Source organism: uncultured Moraxella sp., assembly GCF_945873075.1.
GTDB lineage: Bacteria > Pseudomonadota > Gammaproteobacteria > Pseudomonadales > Moraxellaceae > Moraxella.
Window position 1 is genome coordinate 1 of sequence record NZ_CAMCBS010000014.1, and the last position, 16003, is coordinate 16003.

Consider the following 16003-nt stretch of genomic DNA (forward strand, 5'->3'; position numbering starts at 1 on the left):
TATTTGACAAAGACAAGTTCACTCGTACCTTCTACTGGAACCCAGTAGATCCTGTTGATGGTGCTTGCCCACCAGCACAACCAGCACCAGAAGTCATCGTCAAAGAAGTACCAGCACCAGTAGCACCAGCACCAGCTGCACCACAGCTACAACGCTACACCCTAAACGCTGATGCACTATTTGCCTTTGACAAGCACACCCTAACTGATATGCTACCAGGTGGTCGTCGTGACCTAGATGAGCTAGCAGCTCGCCTAAAAACGTTCGATCAACTAAATGCAGTGATCGTCACCGGTCATACTGACCTACTAGGTACTGATGCTTATAACCAACGCCTATCACAAAACCGTGCACAAACTGTAGTTAATTACCTAGTCAATCAAGGCATCCCAGCCAACCTAATCCGTTCATACGGTGCTGGTGAAACTGAACAAATCAAAGCCTGTGATATGAAACTACCACGCCCACAACTGATCGAATGTCTACAGCCTAACCGCCGTGTGACTGTCGATGTAGATGGCTCAGGTATCCTAAACCCAGGTGAAACTGCACCAGTGATTCGTAAGTAATACGCATCACCAAAGAATACGAAACACTGCCACTCTGTGGCGGTGTTTTTTGTTGGGTGAGAAATAAGAAGTGATCAACGAATCATTCACCATCGTATCATTGTATCAATCCAATGCATGAATGATGTGAGTAGTGTGAGTCATGTGAGTAATGCAGGTGGTATAAGATAAAAAATCAGCCCTTGAGTGGGCTGATTTGGCGTTGTGTGATGGACTGCTTGACTTACAGCCAGCCACTCACCATCAGCTGTACGCCGACGACCATCAGTAGTACGCCAAAGGCACGCTTGAGCGTCTGTGCAGGTAGGGCGTGTGCTAGGCGTGCACCGACCTTTGCCATGATAAAGCTTGCGATACTGATGCTGACAAATGCACCAATATGCACAAAGCCAAGCGTGCCATCGACTTGTAGATTGGCGATATCAGCTTGACCGAACCAAATAAAGCCAAGCGCACCTGCGATGGCGATCGGCAGACCGCAGGCGGCTGATGTGCCGACGGCTTGTTTCATCGGTACGCCGTTTTGGCTTAGGTAAGGCACAGTCAGACTGCCACCACCGATACCAAAGATGGCGGATAATGCACCGATGATGACGCCGGCAAAGGCTTGCTTATACGCCACAGGGGGCGGGATGTCCAGTCGCTCTTGGTTGGGGAAAAATAGCATCTTGACCGCCATCAAGATTGCGCCACCGCCTAGGATGGCTTGGAGCATCGCACCATCAATGAGTGTCGCCACCCAAGCACCGACCAGACTACCAAGCACCAGACCCTTTGCCATATTCTTAAAGATTTCCCAGCGGACACCACCACGCTTATGGTGTGCTGACATGGAGCTGATCGAAGTCAAAATGATGGTCGCAAGCGCCGTACCGACCGCCACATGGGGCACGATGTCGCTTGGCATCCCATAATACGCCAAAATCCAAATCAGTGCAGGTACAATCACCATACCGCCACCGACACCAAACAGACCTGCGCACAGGCCTGCTACTATCCCTGCTAGGGTGAACCATAGATAGATCATCATATTTAACCCATATTTGTGCGTAAATTGTGCTATTATAACGCAATTTTATCATTTTTGTGGATGCATTTTCGATGGATTATTTGGGTGGGGCGTGGGATTTTGCGCCGATTTGGGCAGAGATTTGTCGCCATCATCGGCATGATGCGCTAACTGATAGCACCAACACACAGCTGATACAGGCGGTGAGTACAGGAAGGCTTGATTATCGTCATCATCATCTGCATACTTGTGATGCTCAAAGTGCAGGGCGTGGACAGCATGGCAGATCGTGGGTGAGTGTTCAGGGTAATGTGTTTTTGTCGCTTTATACGCCGATGCAGGCGATGAGCAATGATGGCTTTGGGCTTGTCCGCTTGGATGGCTTTTTGTCATTGGCGGTGGGGTATTATTTGGCACAGCTTGAGATTGTCCAAGCTATCAATGCCGAGCGTATTAAGCAAGGCTTATCAATCATCGGTGTCAAATGGGCAAATGATGTCGGCTACTATGACGATACAGCGCACCTATTCCAAAAGCTGTGCGGCATTTTGATCGAGCCTGTCTATGCCAAAGTCGATGACAAAACTCGTCTGGTCGGCGTGGTCACAGGCGTGGGGATGAATGTTGAGATGAGTCCTGCCATCGCTGATGGACTGTATCAAGCCACCTGCCTAAGACAGCTAGCAGATATGGCAAATCTTGAGTGCGTACCTAGCTATCAAGCACTATATCAGCCGATTTGCCAAGCCATCTGTCAGGCAGTGTATCAGCACAATCAGCTGTCTGATGATACTGCCAAATCAGCATTCATCGATGCGTTCAACCGTGCTCATGTCTTGACAGGCAAAGCGGTCAATGTCTATGCCAGAGATGAGATGCAGGTGGTGAGCCAGTCGGGGCGATGTATTGGCATTGATTATGATGGGGCGTTATTGCTTGAGCAGGCGGGCAGTATCCAGCGTGTCTTGGCAGGCATGATACAGTCTTCATAATGTAGATAATCTAAATTTATAAAGGACAACTATGATTGCGCTGTGGCTAGACTTGGGCAATACACGACTAAAATACTGGCTGATCGACGATGGTGAAGTCATCGCATCGGATGCCAAAGAACACCTAAAAGCACCCAATGAGCTACTGATGGGTCTGTTTGGGACTTTTGTGCAATTTCATCCACAGTTTGTGGGTATCTCAAGCGTACTTGGCGAAAAAATCAACGCTAAAATCGCCGATACGCTCAGACAGCTTGGCGTGCCGTTTGAGTTTGCCAAAGTCAATGACAAGCATCTAATGCTACACAGTCATTATGATCCGCTGCAGCTGGGTGTCGATCGCTGGCTACAGATGCTCGGCGCGGTCAATGGCGCTAAGCAGTGCGTGGTGGGCTGTGGTACGGCATTGACCATTGATATCATTGATGGCGGTGTGCATTTGGGCGGGTATATCTTGCCCAATGCCTATATGCAGCGACACGCACTGTATGCAGGGACACAGCAGATTGGCGTCAAGCAGGGGCGGTTTGACAGTCTGGAGCTTGGGCGTACGACGGATGATGCGGTGCATCACGGCATTTTGTTTGGGATTGTCGGTGCGATCAAGTCGATACAGGCAAATTATCCTGACTTTGAGCTTGTTTTGACAGGGGGTGGGGCGATGACGCTTGCACCGCACTTGCACGGTGCTATCGTCGATGAAGGGTTGATTTTGACAGGCTTACAGCGGTATTTTGAGCGTTGTCGTGATGGTGAATTTGCCTAAAATTTAACTATCTTTAGGGTGTCATCAGATGCACGGGATGGGCTTGATTGTCCAAGCCCTCTTGCAAGTCATCCAAGAGATGTTGCCAAATATATAAGGTATTTGGCTTAAGATGACCTTTTTGGACAATCAGCTCAAGGGCTAAAGCCTGCAAGCTTTTGGCGAGCTCCAGCTGTCCACACCAAGCCAGTGAACGCATGATTCGGCTGATTTTCTTTTCTTGATGACCGACTTCTTTGAGCCAATAATCCCGGAGCTTAAGCGTATCGTTGGCAAAGACTTGATTGCCAACTCGCTCAATCCCAAAGTAGTGCATGATTTTATCAAAGGATGTTAAGAATTTTTGCTGAATTTCAGGATTGCTTTGAAAAAACAGCAAGTCATCACCGTGCAGGGTCGGCACGGTTCTGTTCCATTTGGATGCGTGATCCACAGGAAATAGCCACTCAATATAAAAATACTGCACGCCAATCATGCTAGGTGGCAATTCCCATAGATCTTCTAGGGTGCAATCAAATGCCGTCGTCTTGCGTAGGCCTAAATAAAATTCATTAATCGGATGCATATCATCTGCCAGTGTTTGCTTGGTTTATTATCAACTATAACATGATGGTGCGACAAACTGTGTCGCCTGTATCTCAAACCCAAGCGATGGCGTATCAGCTACACCCTAGCTACACCCCGAACCAAAACGCAAAGGCAAACAGCCCAAGCGTGCACAGCATCGACAGTAGCCAGTTCACCGAGCGTAGCATACCAAGATTGGCGGCATAGCTTGCGATATAGCCAATACGAAACAGCACATAGCCTGCCGCCAATAAGTTCACCACCGCCATCGGCACAAAGGTATAAATCGCAATCAGCACCGCCGCCAAAAATACCGGCAAAGTCTCATAGCTATTGGCCTGCGCATGATTAAATCTAGCGGAGATGCCTTGTGATAATGCCAAAAAAGCACGGGGGTCTTGGTTGTGCTTACCAAAGCGAAAACCGCCACTGACTTTGGCAAGTACCGAGCACAGCCACGGCAGCAAGCTTGCGATGACCATCAAGATGATGGCAAGTTTGATACCAGTTTGGGCAAAGAATGAAATAATCATAAAATACAGCTTAATAATTAAGCAGGAATGATTTTAAAATCATGAGTGATATTCACGCCACCTGCTGACAGCATACGAGATGCCGAGCAGTATTTTTCGGCAGATAATTCAATGGCTTTGGCGACTTGGGTGTCTTTGATGTTGGTGCCTGTCACCACAAAATGCAGATGAATATCGGTAAACACCGCAGGCACACTATCGGCACGCACCGCACGCATCTCACAGCGGACATCTTGGACATCTTGGCGAGATTTTTTCAAAATTGTCACCACATCGTAGCTGGCACAGCCGCCCAAACCGAGCAAAATCAGCTCCATTGGGCTTGCGCCTTGTTCTTTGTTGCCATCAAGCTGTACGATATGACCTGATGGGGAAGTGCCTTCAAAATGCACACCGTCTTTCCACACCAAGCTTGCGTTTAATTCTGCCATGAGACATTCCTTATAAAAAAATATTCAAATCATTGTAATGGTTTTGATGGGCTTTGGCAACTTGCATCCAAACTTGTGTTGAGCTTATTTTGGATGCTATTCACCAAAGCGATGATGGCTAAATTGGGGCGAAATGCGATTTTTCTAGCGGTTTTTGGCGAAAAAGCCAAATTATTTTAAAAAACATTACACATTTGCTCGTTTTTTTGGTTTAATAGTCATTAAGTAAAGTCATCGGTAAAAAAACTGGTGATATTTCAATGATTTATAAATTAAGAGTTTAGTTATGATTGATGCAGACGGTTTTCGACCGAATGTCGGCATCATCTTGGTAAATGCACAAGGGCAGGTTCTGTGGGCAAAACGCATCGGACATGACAGTTGGCAATTTCCCCAAGGGGGGATTAACCGTGGCGAGACACCGCTTGAAGCGATGTATCGTGAGCTGTACGAAGAAGTTGGCTTGTTGCCTGAGCACGTCAAAGTGCTTGCTGTGACACGCGATTGGCTACGCTATCGACTGCCAAAACGCTATGTACGAGCAGGGCAAGAGCCATTGTGTATCGGACAAAAACAAAAATGGTTTTTGTTGTATCTGGATGATGCTTATACCGACCATATCCGCTTTGATGTGGGTGTGCCTGAGTTTGATGATTGGCAGTGGGTGAGCTATTGGTATCCATTGACGGGCGTTGTACCGTTCAAAAAATCGGTTTATCAGCGAGCTTTGGCAGAGTTAATCCCTGCTGTGCCATTGGCAGACTAAAACGCAATTTGACAAAAAATCACCGTATCAAGCGATGCGGTGATTTTTTTATGGCTATTATTAGCATAATTGGCTAAGTAAATTGGATGGATAAATTAGAGAAGTAATTGGCTTAATCCTATGCCTTATTCTATTCCCCAACTTGCGAATCGGTATCGCTGACGGCACGCTTGATGTCGCCAAAGCGTTTTTTGTTGCGACCAAAAAAATGCCGAGCGGATTTTATCAGACGCATCGCCTTAGCCAATCGCCCTTCGGTGAATTTGGCATCGCCATCAGGGATGGTGACCACATTGCCGTGCTCATCGATGGTGCGTCGTGCTTTTGGCTCATAGCCGTTGTTGTCGCTTCGCTCGATACTGTCTTGGCTCTCGATACTGATGATGGGCTGTTTTTCACGCAGGGGTGTGCTGTCAAATAGCACGCCAAGCGGTAGATGAAGTTCGTGACTGGCGGTTTTTTCGATTTTGATTAAGTGGTCATACAGCTCAACGAACCACGGATCATAGTCGGCGGACTTGAGTTGATCCAGTTCACTGCGGATTGGCAGTGGATAGGGTAGGCTTTTATAAAATTGCCATAGATTAACTGTATTTAAATCAGTCTTTAGGGTATAGTGATTATCCTTAGTTGGGGTAATCAGATTGTTATCGAGTAGTAGGTTGAGATAAGTGTGCCATTTTGGTAGTTCTTTACGCCCGAGCAATTGACGCAGAGCATCTTCGCTGACTGTGTTGCCTTTTTGATAATTTTTATAAGTAAAATTAAGCATATCAAGCAGGCTAAGCAGTGGGTGGCGTACGGGCACTTCTTTGGTGTCAAAGATGGTCAAGGTGTAGCTGATTTGTACGCCAAGCAAAATCAAATTCCACGACAAATAAATCCACAGCAGAAAAATCGGCAACGCAGCAAACGCCCCATAGATGGCTTCATAACTGGTGAAGTTGCTCATCGCAACGCCAAAGACTTTTTTGAGTAGCTCAAATAATACGGCAATCACCACCCCTGCGATGACGGCATTTTTGATGGGGACTTGCGCTTTTGGGATAAACCAATACATCCCAATAAAGCCAAGCACCATCAGCCCAAAAGATAGAATGTATGCCCAAACGCCCCAGTCAATGCCATAGCCTGCGATTTTTTGGTTCAAAAAGTTCAGACTAGCAATCGCACTCGATGCACCAAACACCACACCAAGCACAATCGGGCCAAGCGTAATCATCACCCAATAGCGGATGATGCTTGCCATGCCACCTGAGCGGTCATCGACACGCCAAATCTTATTGAACGCCTGCTCAATGGTAATCAAGGTCAAAATCGCCGTAACGAACAAGCCGACCACACCGATGATACCAAGATTGCTTGATTTTTCGATAAAGCTTTGGATATGTTGGCTAATCTGCGCACCTGATGACGGGATAAAGTTGTTATAAATCGCCATCTGTAGCTGTTCACGCACGCCTTCGAGTGCAGGCACGCTCGAAAAAATCACCAAAGTCACCGTCAAGACAGGCACGATGGCAAGTAAGGTGGTGTAAGTTAGGCTGGCAGCTTTTTGCATACACTCATCTTCATCAAAATGTCGGATGAGCAAGCAAAGATACATAAACCATGCATGATGTGCAAAGGGTAATTTGTTCAAAAACTGGGTCATGGGTCGTCATTTTTTCATCAGTATTTAGACTAGTGTAACAAACTCATCAGCGATTGCTAACCCTTAATTTGTGAAAATATGTGAATATTTGGCGGTAGATGATGTGTCAGGCGTGGGCATTGGTGGATTTTTTGGTATAATGATGGCTCATTTTTGGACGATGAATGGATAATTTTCATGACACAAGCCTATGTGTTGGTGCTGTATGACAGCAATAAAGGGGCGACCAAAGAACTTGCTTATCTGATTGCTCAAGGGGTGATGGATAGTGGTGTTGCGGTGAAAATTCGCCGAGTGCCCAAAGTCTCTGCCGTGTGCGAGCAAGTGGCAGATAGCATCCCTGATGATGGCGATTTGTATTGCACCCAAGATGACTTGGCGGATTGTGCTGGGCTTGCACTGGGTAGCCCGACGCATTTTGGCAATATGTCAGCGAGCATGAAGTATTTTTGGGACAATACGGTGAGTAGCTGGCTGTCAGGCGCATTACAGGGCAAGCCTGCGTGTGTGTTCACGAGCACTGGTAGCCTGCATGGCGGTCAAGAGACGACGCTTATTACCATGATGATGCCACTACTGCATCATGGGATGCTACTGATGGGCTTGCCTTATGCGCATCCTGAACTATCGACGACGGCTCGTGGTGGTACGCCTTATGGGGCAAGCCATGTGGCAGGTGCTCGCCAAGAATTTCCCTTGACTCAAGATGAAAAGACGCTCGCCATCGCTCAAGGTGCAAGACTTGCAGGTCTTGTCAAACAGCTAAACGCACAGCAAGGTGGCGTATGAAAAAATCCAACAAACCTGCCAAACCTGCCAAACCTGTACAGACGGCACTGCGTCATACTTGGTGGCTATGGCTTGTGATGGTATTGATTGCTTATCCTGTGGCGGTGTGGCTCTCGACAGGGGCGTCCTTGTGGGCAGGCGTGGGCGTACAGCTACTTGGCTTGATACCGGCTTTGCTATGCACACCTGCCATTTGGCGGGGGAATTCGCCTTATGCGCTTATGTGGGTGAGTATGGTGGCGCTGGTTTATCTTGGGCTTGCAGGGGTGATGTCGCTACTGCGTATCTATGAAGCAGCACCTGTGGCGGTGTGGGCGGTGCAATGCGTTGAAGCGGTTTTGTTATTGCTCATCAATTGCCAATTATTCGTACTACTCAAGCGTCTGCCTGCGATGCATAAGCAAAATGCTCAATCCCAATCTTAATGGCAAGACAAATCAATGCAAAAGCCCTGACGATATATCAGGGCTTTTGTTTATGTAGGTAGTGAAATTGGATTAATTCACTTTGGTTAATTCCATCGAAATCACCTTGCCATCAGCGGTTTGGCTGACCTTGATAGGTAGGTAGTTGAGACTTGGGGCAAGCCAAAAGCTTGTCGCACGGTTACGGTCATCATGGATGCGGTCGATACGCACCACATCATAAGTCCCTGCAGGCACGGTGATTTTGGTGTTGCCCGCTTTTTTGAATTTAGTGGTCTCAATCTCAGTACGCTTGACCAATGGGTATGAACCGCTGAATTTACCATTAATCAGTTCTTGGCGGATTTGCGCTTCCATACTTAGGTCGTCATAGGCTTGGCGTGGCATAGCGATGGTGGTGGCGTTGCCTTTGTAGGTGCTGACCACCGTTTTTGAGCTATTATTAAAGCGGATATTGTGCGTATTGCCCACGCCAAGAATTTTGGCAGACATGGTGGCAGTGCTTGGCACGATGCGACCATTTGACAGGTTAAAATTCGCTTCTTGGTTCAGGCTGGCAATGCCAAGCGCACGACCATTGACGGTATATTTGTAGCTATTGCCCGTCTTAATCAGTGTGCGTGTGGCAGTGCCTGTTTTGCCATCGGCACTGACTTTATAAGTGGCCGAAAATGCAGGCAAATCAGCCGCTTGTGCCACAATCGGCGTGACGGCAGTAGCGGTAAGTGCGGCTGTGCCAAGTAGGGTTTTGAGTTTATTAATCATTATCGTACTCCAAAAATTTGCGGTATTAAACCATGTGTTTATAATGGACAAATTTTGTTACAAATTCAAGTGCGTATTGATAATAAATTGTCGTGTTTGTGTATGGTTAATTTGCAATTTCTATCAAAAGCATCAATTTGGTTAAGCACTGCAAGGATCAAGAAGGGCGGTTTGGCGGATGGTGCTTGATAGATTTGCCGATAATTTTCATGAAATTTTTGGCAAATTGGCTTGAAAATTGCAGGGATAAACACCACTTTATCAAGCAATTGCACTTAGATAGCAAGTTTTATAGCGCATTTTTGAAATAATCATTCCAAGGAGTTCTTATGAAAATTCGTCCACTACACGACCGTATCGTTGTTCGTCGCACCGAAGAAGAGCAAAAAACTGCAGGCGGTATCCTACTACCGGGCTCTGCCCAAGAAAAACCACAACAAGGCGAAGTCATCGCTGTGGGTAATGGTCAAATCACCGATGCAGGTGTGCGTGCACTTGATGTCAAAGTTGGCGATACCGTACTATTTAGCCAATACGCAGGTCAGACGGTCAAGGTCGATGGCGAAGAGCTACTTATCATGAAAGAAGCGGATGTATTGGGCGTGCTAGAAGCCTAATTATCGGTTTTTATAACTTTATAAATTATCTAAATTAAAATATCAATGGAGAAATCACCATGGCAAAAGATGTAAGCTTTGGCACAACTGCTCGTGAAAAAATGATTGATGGCGTGAACATTTTGGCAAATGCCGTCAAAGTCACGCTAGGCCCAAAAGGTCGCAATGTCGTGATTGACAAGTCATTTGGCGCACCGACCATCACCAAAGATGGCGTATCAGTCGCCAAAGAAATTGAGCTTGAAGATAAGTTTGAAAACATGGGCGCACAGCTGGTGCGTGAAGTGGCGTCAAAGACCAATGATGTCGCAGGTGACGGCACAACCACCGCAACCGTACTTGCCCAAGCCATCCTAGTCGAAGGCATGAAAACTGTCGCTGCGGGCATGAACCCAATGGACCTAAAGCGTGGTATCGATAAAGCGGTGCGTGCTGCCGTCAGCGAAATCAAAAACCTATCAACCCCTGCCAACGACCACAAAGCCATCGCGCAAGTCGGCTCAATCTCAGCCAACTCAGACACTACTATCGGTGAGCTGATCAGCAAAGCGATGGAAACTGTCGGCAAAGAAGGCGTCATCACTGTCGAAGAAGGTTCAGGCTTTGAAGATGCGCTAGAAGTGGTCGAAGGTATGCAGTTTGACCGTGGCTATATCAGCCCATACTTTGCCAATAAGCAAGACAGCCTAACTTGTGAATTTGACAATCCATTCATCCTATTGGTTGATAAAAAAATCAACAACATCCGTGAAATCGTGCCACTACTTGAAAAGGTGATGCAAACCAGCCGTCCACTACTAATCATCGCCGAAGATGTCGAAAACGAAGCATTGGCGACGCTGGTGGTGAATACCTTGCGTGGCGGTCTAAAAACTTGTGCGGTCAAAGCACCGGGCTTTGGCGATCGCCGTAAAGCCATGCTACAAGACATCGCTATTTTGACCGGTGGTGTGGTGATCTCAGAAGAAGTGGGCCTAAGCCTAGAAACTGCTGAAATCGCACATCTAGGTACTGCTAAGAAAATCACTGTCGGCAAAGAAAACACCGTCATCGTCGATGGCGCAGGCAACAAAGCTGACATCGAAGCTCGTGTTGAATCTATCAAACGCCAAGCAGAAGAATCAACATCTGACTACGACCGTGAAAAACTACAAGAGCGTGTCGCCAAGCTATCAGGTGGTGTGGCAGTAATCAAAGTCGGTGCTGCTACCGAAACCGAAATGAAAGAGAAAAAAGACCGTGTCGATGATGCGCTACACGCAACTCGTGCCGCTGTCGAAGAAGGCGTCGTGCCGGGTGGTGGTGTGGCACTGGTGCGTGCATTGGCAGCCTTGAGTGAGCTAAAAGGTGACAACGACGACCAAAACGCAGGTATCAACATCCTACGCCGTGCGATGGAAGCACCACTTCGCCAAATCGTCACCAACGCAGGCGAAGAAGCATCAGTCATCATCAATCAAGTCAAAAACGGCTCAGGTAACTATGGCTACAACGCAGCCACTGGCGAATATGGCGATATGCTAGAGATGGGTATTCTTGACCCAGCCAAAGTGACTCGCTCAGCGCTAGAGCACGCTGCATCTGTAGCAGGTTTGATGCTGACCACCGAAGTGATGATCACCGACCTACCAGCGAAAGATAATGGCTTGGCAGGTATGGCAGGTGCAGGTGGTATGGGTGGCATGGGCGGCATGATGTAAAAAATCGTCCGATTGCGGGCTGCTGCGTCGTTAGGCTCACTTGATGTACTAGTTGTACACCTGCATTCGCCTGCCTAGCATCAGTCGCGCACTCAAACGATTTTTGCTTGTCTATTATGGATTATTGCTTCGTTGGACTCGCTCGATGTACTAGATGTACACCGTCGCTCGTCCGCCTAGCACTAACCTGACACTAAGCATCGTAAAATCCGCTTTTAAGCACCAAACCAAAATCCCCAAAATCTTGATAGTTTTGGGGATTTTTATTGGCTAAATGATTGAGCAAAATTGCTTTCGTGATGCGTTTTGGTTATGATAAGTTTATTTTACTGATGATTAATTGGAGTATCTGATGAGACAGTTTTTGGTAGGATTGGCGTTAATCATGACAATTCCTACAGCCTATGCCAATACAGCACATTATCCCAAATTGGCGGTGGGTGATTGGTTGTGCCGCTTTGAATATCGGTCATCAGGTGCTGACAATTTTCAATTTGAAAAGTCTTATTCGTACATCAAGCTATCCAATAATGGTCGCTTTATAGCAGATGCAGTTGGGCAAGTGCGTAAAGATAATGTTGATGGTGTTTATCGTTTTAAGGCTGAAGGTAATTGGCGGATTGATGGTAACCGATATCATTGGGAAACGACCAAGATATTACAGCTGGACTACTCAGACCGCTTAGAGCTGGTTGGTTTTGGTGAGTTGATGAATGAGCTGATAACTGTGTCCGAAAAAATTATCCGATTGGATGATAAGCATTTTGATACGGTCGATGATACCGATGAGTCCGATCCTTTATATAATGACTGCACACGGCTATAAACTTAAGCCAAGATCAATAAAAAAAAGACCAAAAAGCATTTACCTTTTGGTCTTTGTTTTTTTGGATGGTTTATTTAGCGGGATTTTTGGATTTGATAGATGCTCTGGGGTGGGCATTGTCATAGACACGGCTAAGCGCACCAAAATCCACTTGGGTGTAGATCTGGGTGGTGCTGATATTTTGGTGGCCAAGCATATCTTGGATGGCTCGCAGATCGCCACTAGCGGATAGTAGATGTGATGCAAAGCAGTGGCGTAGTAGATGTGGATGTAGGTTGAGATCAATGCCTGCCATCGTCGCACAGACCTTGAGCCGTAGCTGTACTGCTCGCACCGACAGCCGAGTGCCGTGCCGTTCGCTGATGAATAGTGCGGGCGAGTTTTGCTCTTGCCATAGATCACGATGGGGCAGATAGTCGATGATGGCTTGGCAGGCACGCTGACCGACAGGGACTTGGCGAGCCTTGTTGCCTTTACCGATGACACGCACGACTCGCTCATGCAAATCGACATCGCCCACATCTAGACCGACAAGCTCAGAGACACGCAGACCGCTGCTGTACATCAGCTCAAACATGGCTTTGTCACGCACCCATAGCCGAGCCTTGTTGCTCTCTTCTGGCATGGGCTGGTCAAGTAGTTGACGCATCAGATCTTCATCGGCGACGGTGGGTAATTTTCGTGGGGCGGACTTTAGGCGATAGCCTGTGGTGGGATCAATGGTGGTGAGCTGCCTTTCGATCAAGTACTGATAAAAGCGTCGCACCGCAGTCAAGGCAAGCTTGGCGCTGATGGGCTTGATGGCGTCTTCTTCGAGCCGAGTGCCAAAAAACCGTGTCAAATCCTGCCGAGTACAGCCAAAGATATCGCCATGAAGTTTTTTGTCTTGATCAACGAAGTTTAAAAACTGCATCAATGCCAGCTGATAAGTATCAATGGTGCGAGCCGAATAATTTTGGCGAGTTAATTCACCAAGCCAATCGGACAAATAACCCCAAGCCACAGAACTCCCCGACGGATTTGCCGACAGGTTGTCTGTTGATGGCTTGGGGCTTTGATTGAGTTGGGTTAGGATATTGGCAAGTCGCATTAATAGACATTATCCGCATCAGGATCAAGCTTAATCCCTGCTGATGCTGCCAGTCCATCTGGGCTAAACACCCCTTCATAGACAAAGGCTGTCGGGCCTGTCATCATCAGCGAATAGCCATCTTGCCAACGGATTGCAAGACTGCCACCATACAGCTGTGCACGGATATCCACGCCTTCATCAAGCCAGCCTTCACGGATACCGGTTGCGACCGCAGCACACGCCCCTGTACCACAGGCTTGGGTTTCGCCGACGCCGCGCTCAAAGACTCTTAGGCGGATATGACGCTGATTGACCACCTGCATAAAGCCGACATTGACACGCTCAGGGAAGGCTTCATGCGACTCAATCAGTGCACCAAGTCGCTCAACATCGGCAGACAGTACATCATCGACCTTGATGACGGCGTGCGGATTGCCCATATTTGCCACATACAGCTGTACAGGCGTGCCATCGACATCTAGGCGATAGGCATTGCCGATTTTGGTGATGGCTTTTGGGGCAAAAGGAATTTCATCAGGCTCAAACTTTGGCTTACCCATATCTACCTGCACCCAGCCATAGCGGTCAGTAGTCAGCACGATAATACCGCTAGCAGTCTCGACACGCAGACGCTGTTTGAATGACAGCTTGCGTGCTTGTACAAAGGATGCAAAACAGCGTGCGCCATTGCCGCATTGTGAGACTTCTGAGCCATCAGCATTAAAAATACGGTATTTAAAATCCACATCAGGACGGCTCGGCGGCTCGACGATCAACAGCTGATCAAAGCCAACACCGATACGGCGATCGGCAAGCAGTCGTACCAGTTCGGGGGTGAGTGTCATGCGCTGAGTGACTAGGTCGATGACCATAAAGTCATTGCCAAGTCCATGCATTTTGGTAAATTCGATAAGCATTGTTATGTCCTTCATTTTTATTTATTGCCACCTTATCTTATCATGAATGATTGGTGGTTGGCTAGGTTTATGGGGATTTATTTACTGAAGTTAAAGTGGATACAGATTGATAAAATCAATGATGGAATTATCAATTGATGATGATTAATTTGATGGATGTATGGGTGGGTTTATACCACTTATACCACTGCCAATCGGGTGCGATGGCGAAGTGGGGCATTGTCCCAATGAGCGACGGCGTACGCCAAAATTTCGCTTGGCGTGGCTGATAGCATCTCGGGCGTGGTGTCTTGACCCAGCAGGGTGAGTGCCTGATACAGTAGCTTGGCAGGCTGTGTGGTATCAATCGGTGTGGCAAGATTTTGCTTGGAGAGCTTTTGACCATCTTGATTGTACAATAGGGGCAGATGATAAAAATGGCTCGGCACAGGCAGGTGGCATAGCTTTAGAATATCAATCTGCGCCACCGTCATCGGCATGATATCAAGCCCGCGCATGATGTGGGTGATGCCTTGTAGTCCATCATCGATGGCGCAGGCTAGGATGTAGTTAATCATCTGATTTTGGCGTTTGACCACGACATCGCCTAGACTTGTGGCAGGATTGTCCCAAATTAGACCTTGTAGCCCATCGACAAATGCAGTGGTGACATCAGGCAGTTGCAGACGGATTTTGCTATCAGGATGATGCCAATCAAGATGCTTGTGCAGACATAGGCGAGGATAGACAATGGGGGTGTTGAGTCCATGCGGTACAGGGTTGGCTAGACGATGGGCATCGAGCTGTTTGCGAGAGCAGTGACAAGCATAGCTGACATGGGCTAACCGCTCATGCAAAAATTCATCATAAATCGCCACACGATCCGACTGATAGATGACCGCATCATCCCAGTGCAGCCCAAGCGCATCCAAGTCATACAAAATACTGTCAGCATACTCAGATTTACAGCGTTCAAAATCAACATCTTCGATACGCAGCAGCCATTTGCCACCCAAAGACTTGATATGACAAAAGCTCGCCACGGCAGTCGTCAGCGAGCCTAAGTGTAGATGATGTGTCGGTGATGGGGCAAACCGCCCAATCGCAGTGCTTGGCATCATCACGATATCTTGATGAGTGGTCGATTATTGACCGTGATTTTGTTTTTCTTTGATTTCGGACAGAGTCTTGCAATCGATACACTGAGTGGCGGTTGGTCGTGCTTCTAGGCGACGTAGACCGATTTCGGTGCCGCAAGTCTCACAGTAGCCATAATCGCCGGTTTCGATTTCTGCCAAAGATTTTTCGATTTTGCGAATCAGTTTGCGTTCACGGTCACGAGTACGCAAAGCGAGTGCAAATTCTTCTTCTTGGGTAGCACGGTCATTGATGTCCGGCATGGTGTTGGTTTCTTCATGAATGTGTTGTTTGGTACGCTCGGCTTCGGTCACCAATTCTTCACGCCAATTGGTCAAAATGGTGCGAAAATGTGCCAATTGCGCATCAGACATATAGTCTTCGTCTTTGGCAGGTTGGTATGGTGCAAAAGTAGTTGCGTTGCTCATGCCCTGTGAGTCCTTATGGGTGAGTTGAGTTGAAAAAGTTACGCTGATCAATGCAAAATTT

19 protein-coding genes are annotated in these 16003 nt (G+C 47.5%); 9 read left to right on the top strand and 10 right to left on the bottom strand.

The window, feature by feature from the left end; translation table 11 throughout:
• On the top strand, positions 1–569 hold a 569-nt coding region (locus Q0N89_RS06005; protein WP_294034420.1), incomplete at its 5' end, for an OmpA family protein.
• Positions 570–792: 223 nt separating this feature from the next.
• On the opposite strand, the gene Q0N89_RS06010 is transcribed toward Q0N89_RS06005, so the two are convergent.
• A complete protein-coding gene (locus Q0N89_RS06010) occupies positions 793–1596 on the bottom strand; it encodes a sulfite exporter TauE/SafE family protein (RefSeq protein WP_294034526.1) in 804 nt (267 codons plus the stop codon).
• Between the two features lie 74 nt (positions 1597–1670).
• On the opposite strand from Q0N89_RS06010, the gene Q0N89_RS06015 reads away from it, so the two are divergent.
• Positions 1671–2570, top strand: coding sequence for a ligase (locus Q0N89_RS06015; protein WP_294034422.1), 900 nt, complete (start codon positions 1671–1673; stop codon positions 2568–2570).
• Between the two features lie 34 nt (positions 2571–2604).
• Positions 2605–3336: a pantothenate kinase gene (locus Q0N89_RS06020; RefSeq protein WP_294034528.1), complete on the top strand. Its 732-nt coding sequence runs from the start codon at positions 2605–2607 to the stop codon at positions 3334–3336.
• A 13-nt stretch (positions 3337–3349) separates the two neighbouring features.
• Here the strand turns inward: Q0N89_RS06020 and Q0N89_RS06025 are convergent, their stop codons facing one another.
• The 3 genes from Q0N89_RS06025 to Q0N89_RS06035 all read right to left on the bottom strand — a co-directional run bounded on the left by Q0N89_RS06025 (position 3350) and on the right by Q0N89_RS06035 (position 4867).
• The gene (locus Q0N89_RS06025) at positions 3350–3901 is read right to left on the bottom strand and encodes an opioid growth factor receptor-related protein (RefSeq protein WP_294034424.1); all 552 of its coding nucleotides are present in this window, start codon (positions 3899–3901) and stop codon (positions 3350–3352) included.
• Between the two features lie 109 nt (positions 3902–4010).
• Positions 4011–4436 carry an MAPEG family protein gene (locus Q0N89_RS06030; RefSeq protein ID WP_294034427.1) on the bottom strand — a complete coding sequence of 142 codons (426 nt, stop codon included), beginning with the start codon at positions 4434–4436 and terminating at the stop codon, positions 4011–4013.
• Positions 4437–4453: 17 nt separating this feature from the next.
• The gene (locus Q0N89_RS06035; protein ID WP_294034429.1) at positions 4454–4867 is read right to left on the bottom strand and encodes an OsmC family protein; all 414 of its coding nucleotides are present in this window, start codon (positions 4865–4867) and stop codon (positions 4454–4456) included.
• Between the two features lie 286 nt (positions 4868–5153).
• Between Q0N89_RS06035 and Q0N89_RS06040 the strand changes: the two genes are divergently transcribed.
• On the top strand, positions 5154–5633 hold the full coding sequence (locus Q0N89_RS06040; RefSeq protein WP_078253294.1) for an RNA pyrophosphohydrolase: 480 nt from the start codon (positions 5154–5156) through the stop codon (positions 5631–5633).
• A gap of 130 nt (positions 5634–5763) precedes the next feature.
• On the opposite strand, the gene Q0N89_RS06045 is transcribed toward Q0N89_RS06040, so the two are convergent.
• Positions 5764–7287, bottom strand: coding sequence for a YihY family inner membrane protein (locus Q0N89_RS06045; RefSeq protein WP_294034433.1), 1524 nt, complete (start codon positions 7285–7287; stop codon positions 5764–5766).
• Between the two features lie 177 nt (positions 7288–7464).
• Here Q0N89_RS06045 and wrbA point away from each other — a divergent pair, with 177 nt between their 5' ends.
• Entirely contained in the window at positions 7465–8076 is a 612-nt protein-coding gene (gene wrbA, locus Q0N89_RS06050; protein ID WP_294034435.1) for an NAD(P)H:quinone oxidoreductase, read from the top strand.
• Positions 8073–8501 carry a hypothetical protein gene (locus Q0N89_RS06055; RefSeq protein WP_294034437.1) on the top strand — a complete coding sequence of 143 codons (429 nt, stop codon included), beginning with the start codon at positions 8073–8075 and terminating at the stop codon, positions 8499–8501. Before wrbA ends, Q0N89_RS06055 begins: the two co-directional genes overlap by 4 nt.
• 72 nt (positions 8502–8573) lie before the next feature.
• Here the strand turns inward: Q0N89_RS06055 and Q0N89_RS06060 are convergent, their stop codons facing one another.
• Positions 8574–9266: a DUF3108 domain-containing protein gene (locus Q0N89_RS06060; protein WP_294034439.1), complete on the bottom strand. Its 693-nt coding sequence runs from the start codon at positions 9264–9266 to the stop codon at positions 8574–8576.
• A gap of 329 nt (positions 9267–9595) precedes the next feature.
• Here Q0N89_RS06060 and Q0N89_RS06065 point away from each other — a divergent pair, with 329 nt between their 5' ends.
• From Q0N89_RS06065 to Q0N89_RS06075, 3 genes are all read left to right on the top strand, one after another.
• The gene (locus Q0N89_RS06065; protein ID WP_078253299.1) at positions 9596–9883 is read left to right on the top strand and encodes a co-chaperone GroES; all 288 of its coding nucleotides are present in this window, start codon (positions 9596–9598) and stop codon (positions 9881–9883) included.
• 59 nt (positions 9884–9942) lie between these two features.
• Entirely contained in the window at positions 9943–11583 is a 1641-nt protein-coding gene (groL, locus tag Q0N89_RS06070) for a chaperonin GroEL (protein WP_294034442.1), read from the top strand.
• 385 nt (positions 11584–11968) lie between these two features.
• Positions 11969–12409, top strand: coding sequence for a hypothetical protein (locus tag Q0N89_RS06075; RefSeq protein WP_294034444.1), 441 nt, complete (start codon positions 11969–11971; stop codon positions 12407–12409).
• A 70-nt stretch (positions 12410–12479) separates the two neighbouring features.
• Here the strand turns inward: Q0N89_RS06075 and xerA are convergent, their stop codons facing one another.
• From xerA to dksA, 4 genes are all read right to left on the bottom strand, one after another.
• On the bottom strand, positions 12480–13499 hold the full coding sequence (gene xerA, locus Q0N89_RS06080; RefSeq protein WP_294034446.1) for a site-specific tyrosine recombinase/integron integrase: 1020 nt from the start codon (positions 13497–13499) through the stop codon (positions 12480–12482).
• Positions 13499–14398: a diaminopimelate epimerase gene (dapF, locus tag Q0N89_RS06085; RefSeq protein ID WP_078253306.1), complete on the bottom strand. Its 900-nt coding sequence runs from the start codon at positions 14396–14398 to the stop codon at positions 13499–13501. The genes xerA and dapF overlap by 1 nt, the downstream gene beginning before the upstream one ends.
• Positions 14399–14577: 179 nt before the next feature.
• Positions 14578–15495, bottom strand: coding sequence for a tRNA glutamyl-Q(34) synthetase GluQRS (gluQRS, locus tag Q0N89_RS06090; protein ID WP_294034530.1), 918 nt, complete (start codon positions 15493–15495; stop codon positions 14578–14580).
• A gap of 27 nt (positions 15496–15522) precedes the next feature.
• Complete coding sequence (gene dksA / locus Q0N89_RS06095; RefSeq protein WP_294034448.1) at positions 15523–15942, bottom strand: RNA polymerase-binding protein DksA; 420 nt, start codon at positions 15940–15942, stop codon at positions 15523–15525.
• Between the last annotated feature and the right edge of the window lie 61 nt (positions 15943–16003).

Excerpts from the sequence above, each read along its gene's own strand:
- Q0N89_RS06010 (WP_294034526.1), bottom strand. The coding sequence starts at position 1,596 with ATGATCTATCTATGGTTCACCCTAGCAGGGATAGTAGCAGGCCTGTGC.
- Q0N89_RS06015 (WP_294034422.1), top strand. The coding sequence starts at position 1,671 with ATGGATTATTTGGGTGGGGCGTGGGATTTTGCGCCGATTTGGGCAGAG.
- Q0N89_RS06025 (WP_294034424.1), bottom strand. The coding sequence starts at position 3,901 with ATGCATCCGATTAATGAATTTTATTTAGGCCTACGCAAGACGACGGCA.
- Q0N89_RS06030 (WP_294034427.1), bottom strand. The coding sequence starts at position 4,436 with ATGATTATTTCATTCTTTGCCCAAACTGGTATCAAACTTGCCATCATC.
- Q0N89_RS06035 (WP_294034429.1), bottom strand. The coding sequence starts at position 4,867 with ATGGCAGAATTAAACGCAAGCTTGGTGTGGAAAGACGGTGTGCATTTT.
- Q0N89_RS06040 (WP_078253294.1), top strand. The coding sequence starts at position 5,154 with ATGATTGATGCAGACGGTTTTCGACCGAATGTCGGCATCATCTTGGTA.
- Q0N89_RS06045 (WP_294034433.1), bottom strand. The coding sequence starts at position 7,287 with ATGACCCAGTTTTTGAACAAATTACCCTTTGCACATCATGCATGGTTT.
- wrbA (WP_294034435.1), top strand. The coding sequence starts at position 7,465 with ATGACACAAGCCTATGTGTTGGTGCTGTATGACAGCAATAAAGGGGCG.
- Q0N89_RS06055 (WP_294034437.1), top strand. The coding sequence starts at position 8,073 with ATGAAAAAATCCAACAAACCTGCCAAACCTGCCAAACCTGTACAGACG.
- Q0N89_RS06060 (WP_294034439.1), bottom strand. The coding sequence starts at position 9,266 with ATGATTAATAAACTCAAAACCCTACTTGGCACAGCCGCACTTACCGCT.
- Q0N89_RS06065 (WP_078253299.1), top strand. The coding sequence starts at position 9,596 with ATGAAAATTCGTCCACTACACGACCGTATCGTTGTTCGTCGCACCGAA.
- groL (WP_294034442.1), top strand. The coding sequence starts at position 9,943 with ATGGCAAAAGATGTAAGCTTTGGCACAACTGCTCGTGAAAAAATGATT.
- Q0N89_RS06075 (WP_294034444.1), top strand. The coding sequence starts at position 11,969 with ATGACAATTCCTACAGCCTATGCCAATACAGCACATTATCCCAAATTG.
- xerA (WP_294034446.1), bottom strand. The coding sequence starts at position 13,499 with ATGCGACTTGCCAATATCCTAACCCAACTCAATCAAAGCCCCAAGCCA.
- dapF (WP_078253306.1), bottom strand. The coding sequence starts at position 14,398 with ATGCTTATCGAATTTACCAAAATGCATGGACTTGGCAATGACTTTATG.
- gluQRS (WP_294034530.1), bottom strand. The coding sequence starts at position 15,495 with ATGCCAAGCACTGCGATTGGGCGGTTTGCCCCATCACCGACACATCAT.
- dksA (WP_294034448.1), bottom strand. The coding sequence starts at position 15,942 with ATGAGCAACGCAACTACTTTTGCACCATACCAACCTGCCAAAGACGAA.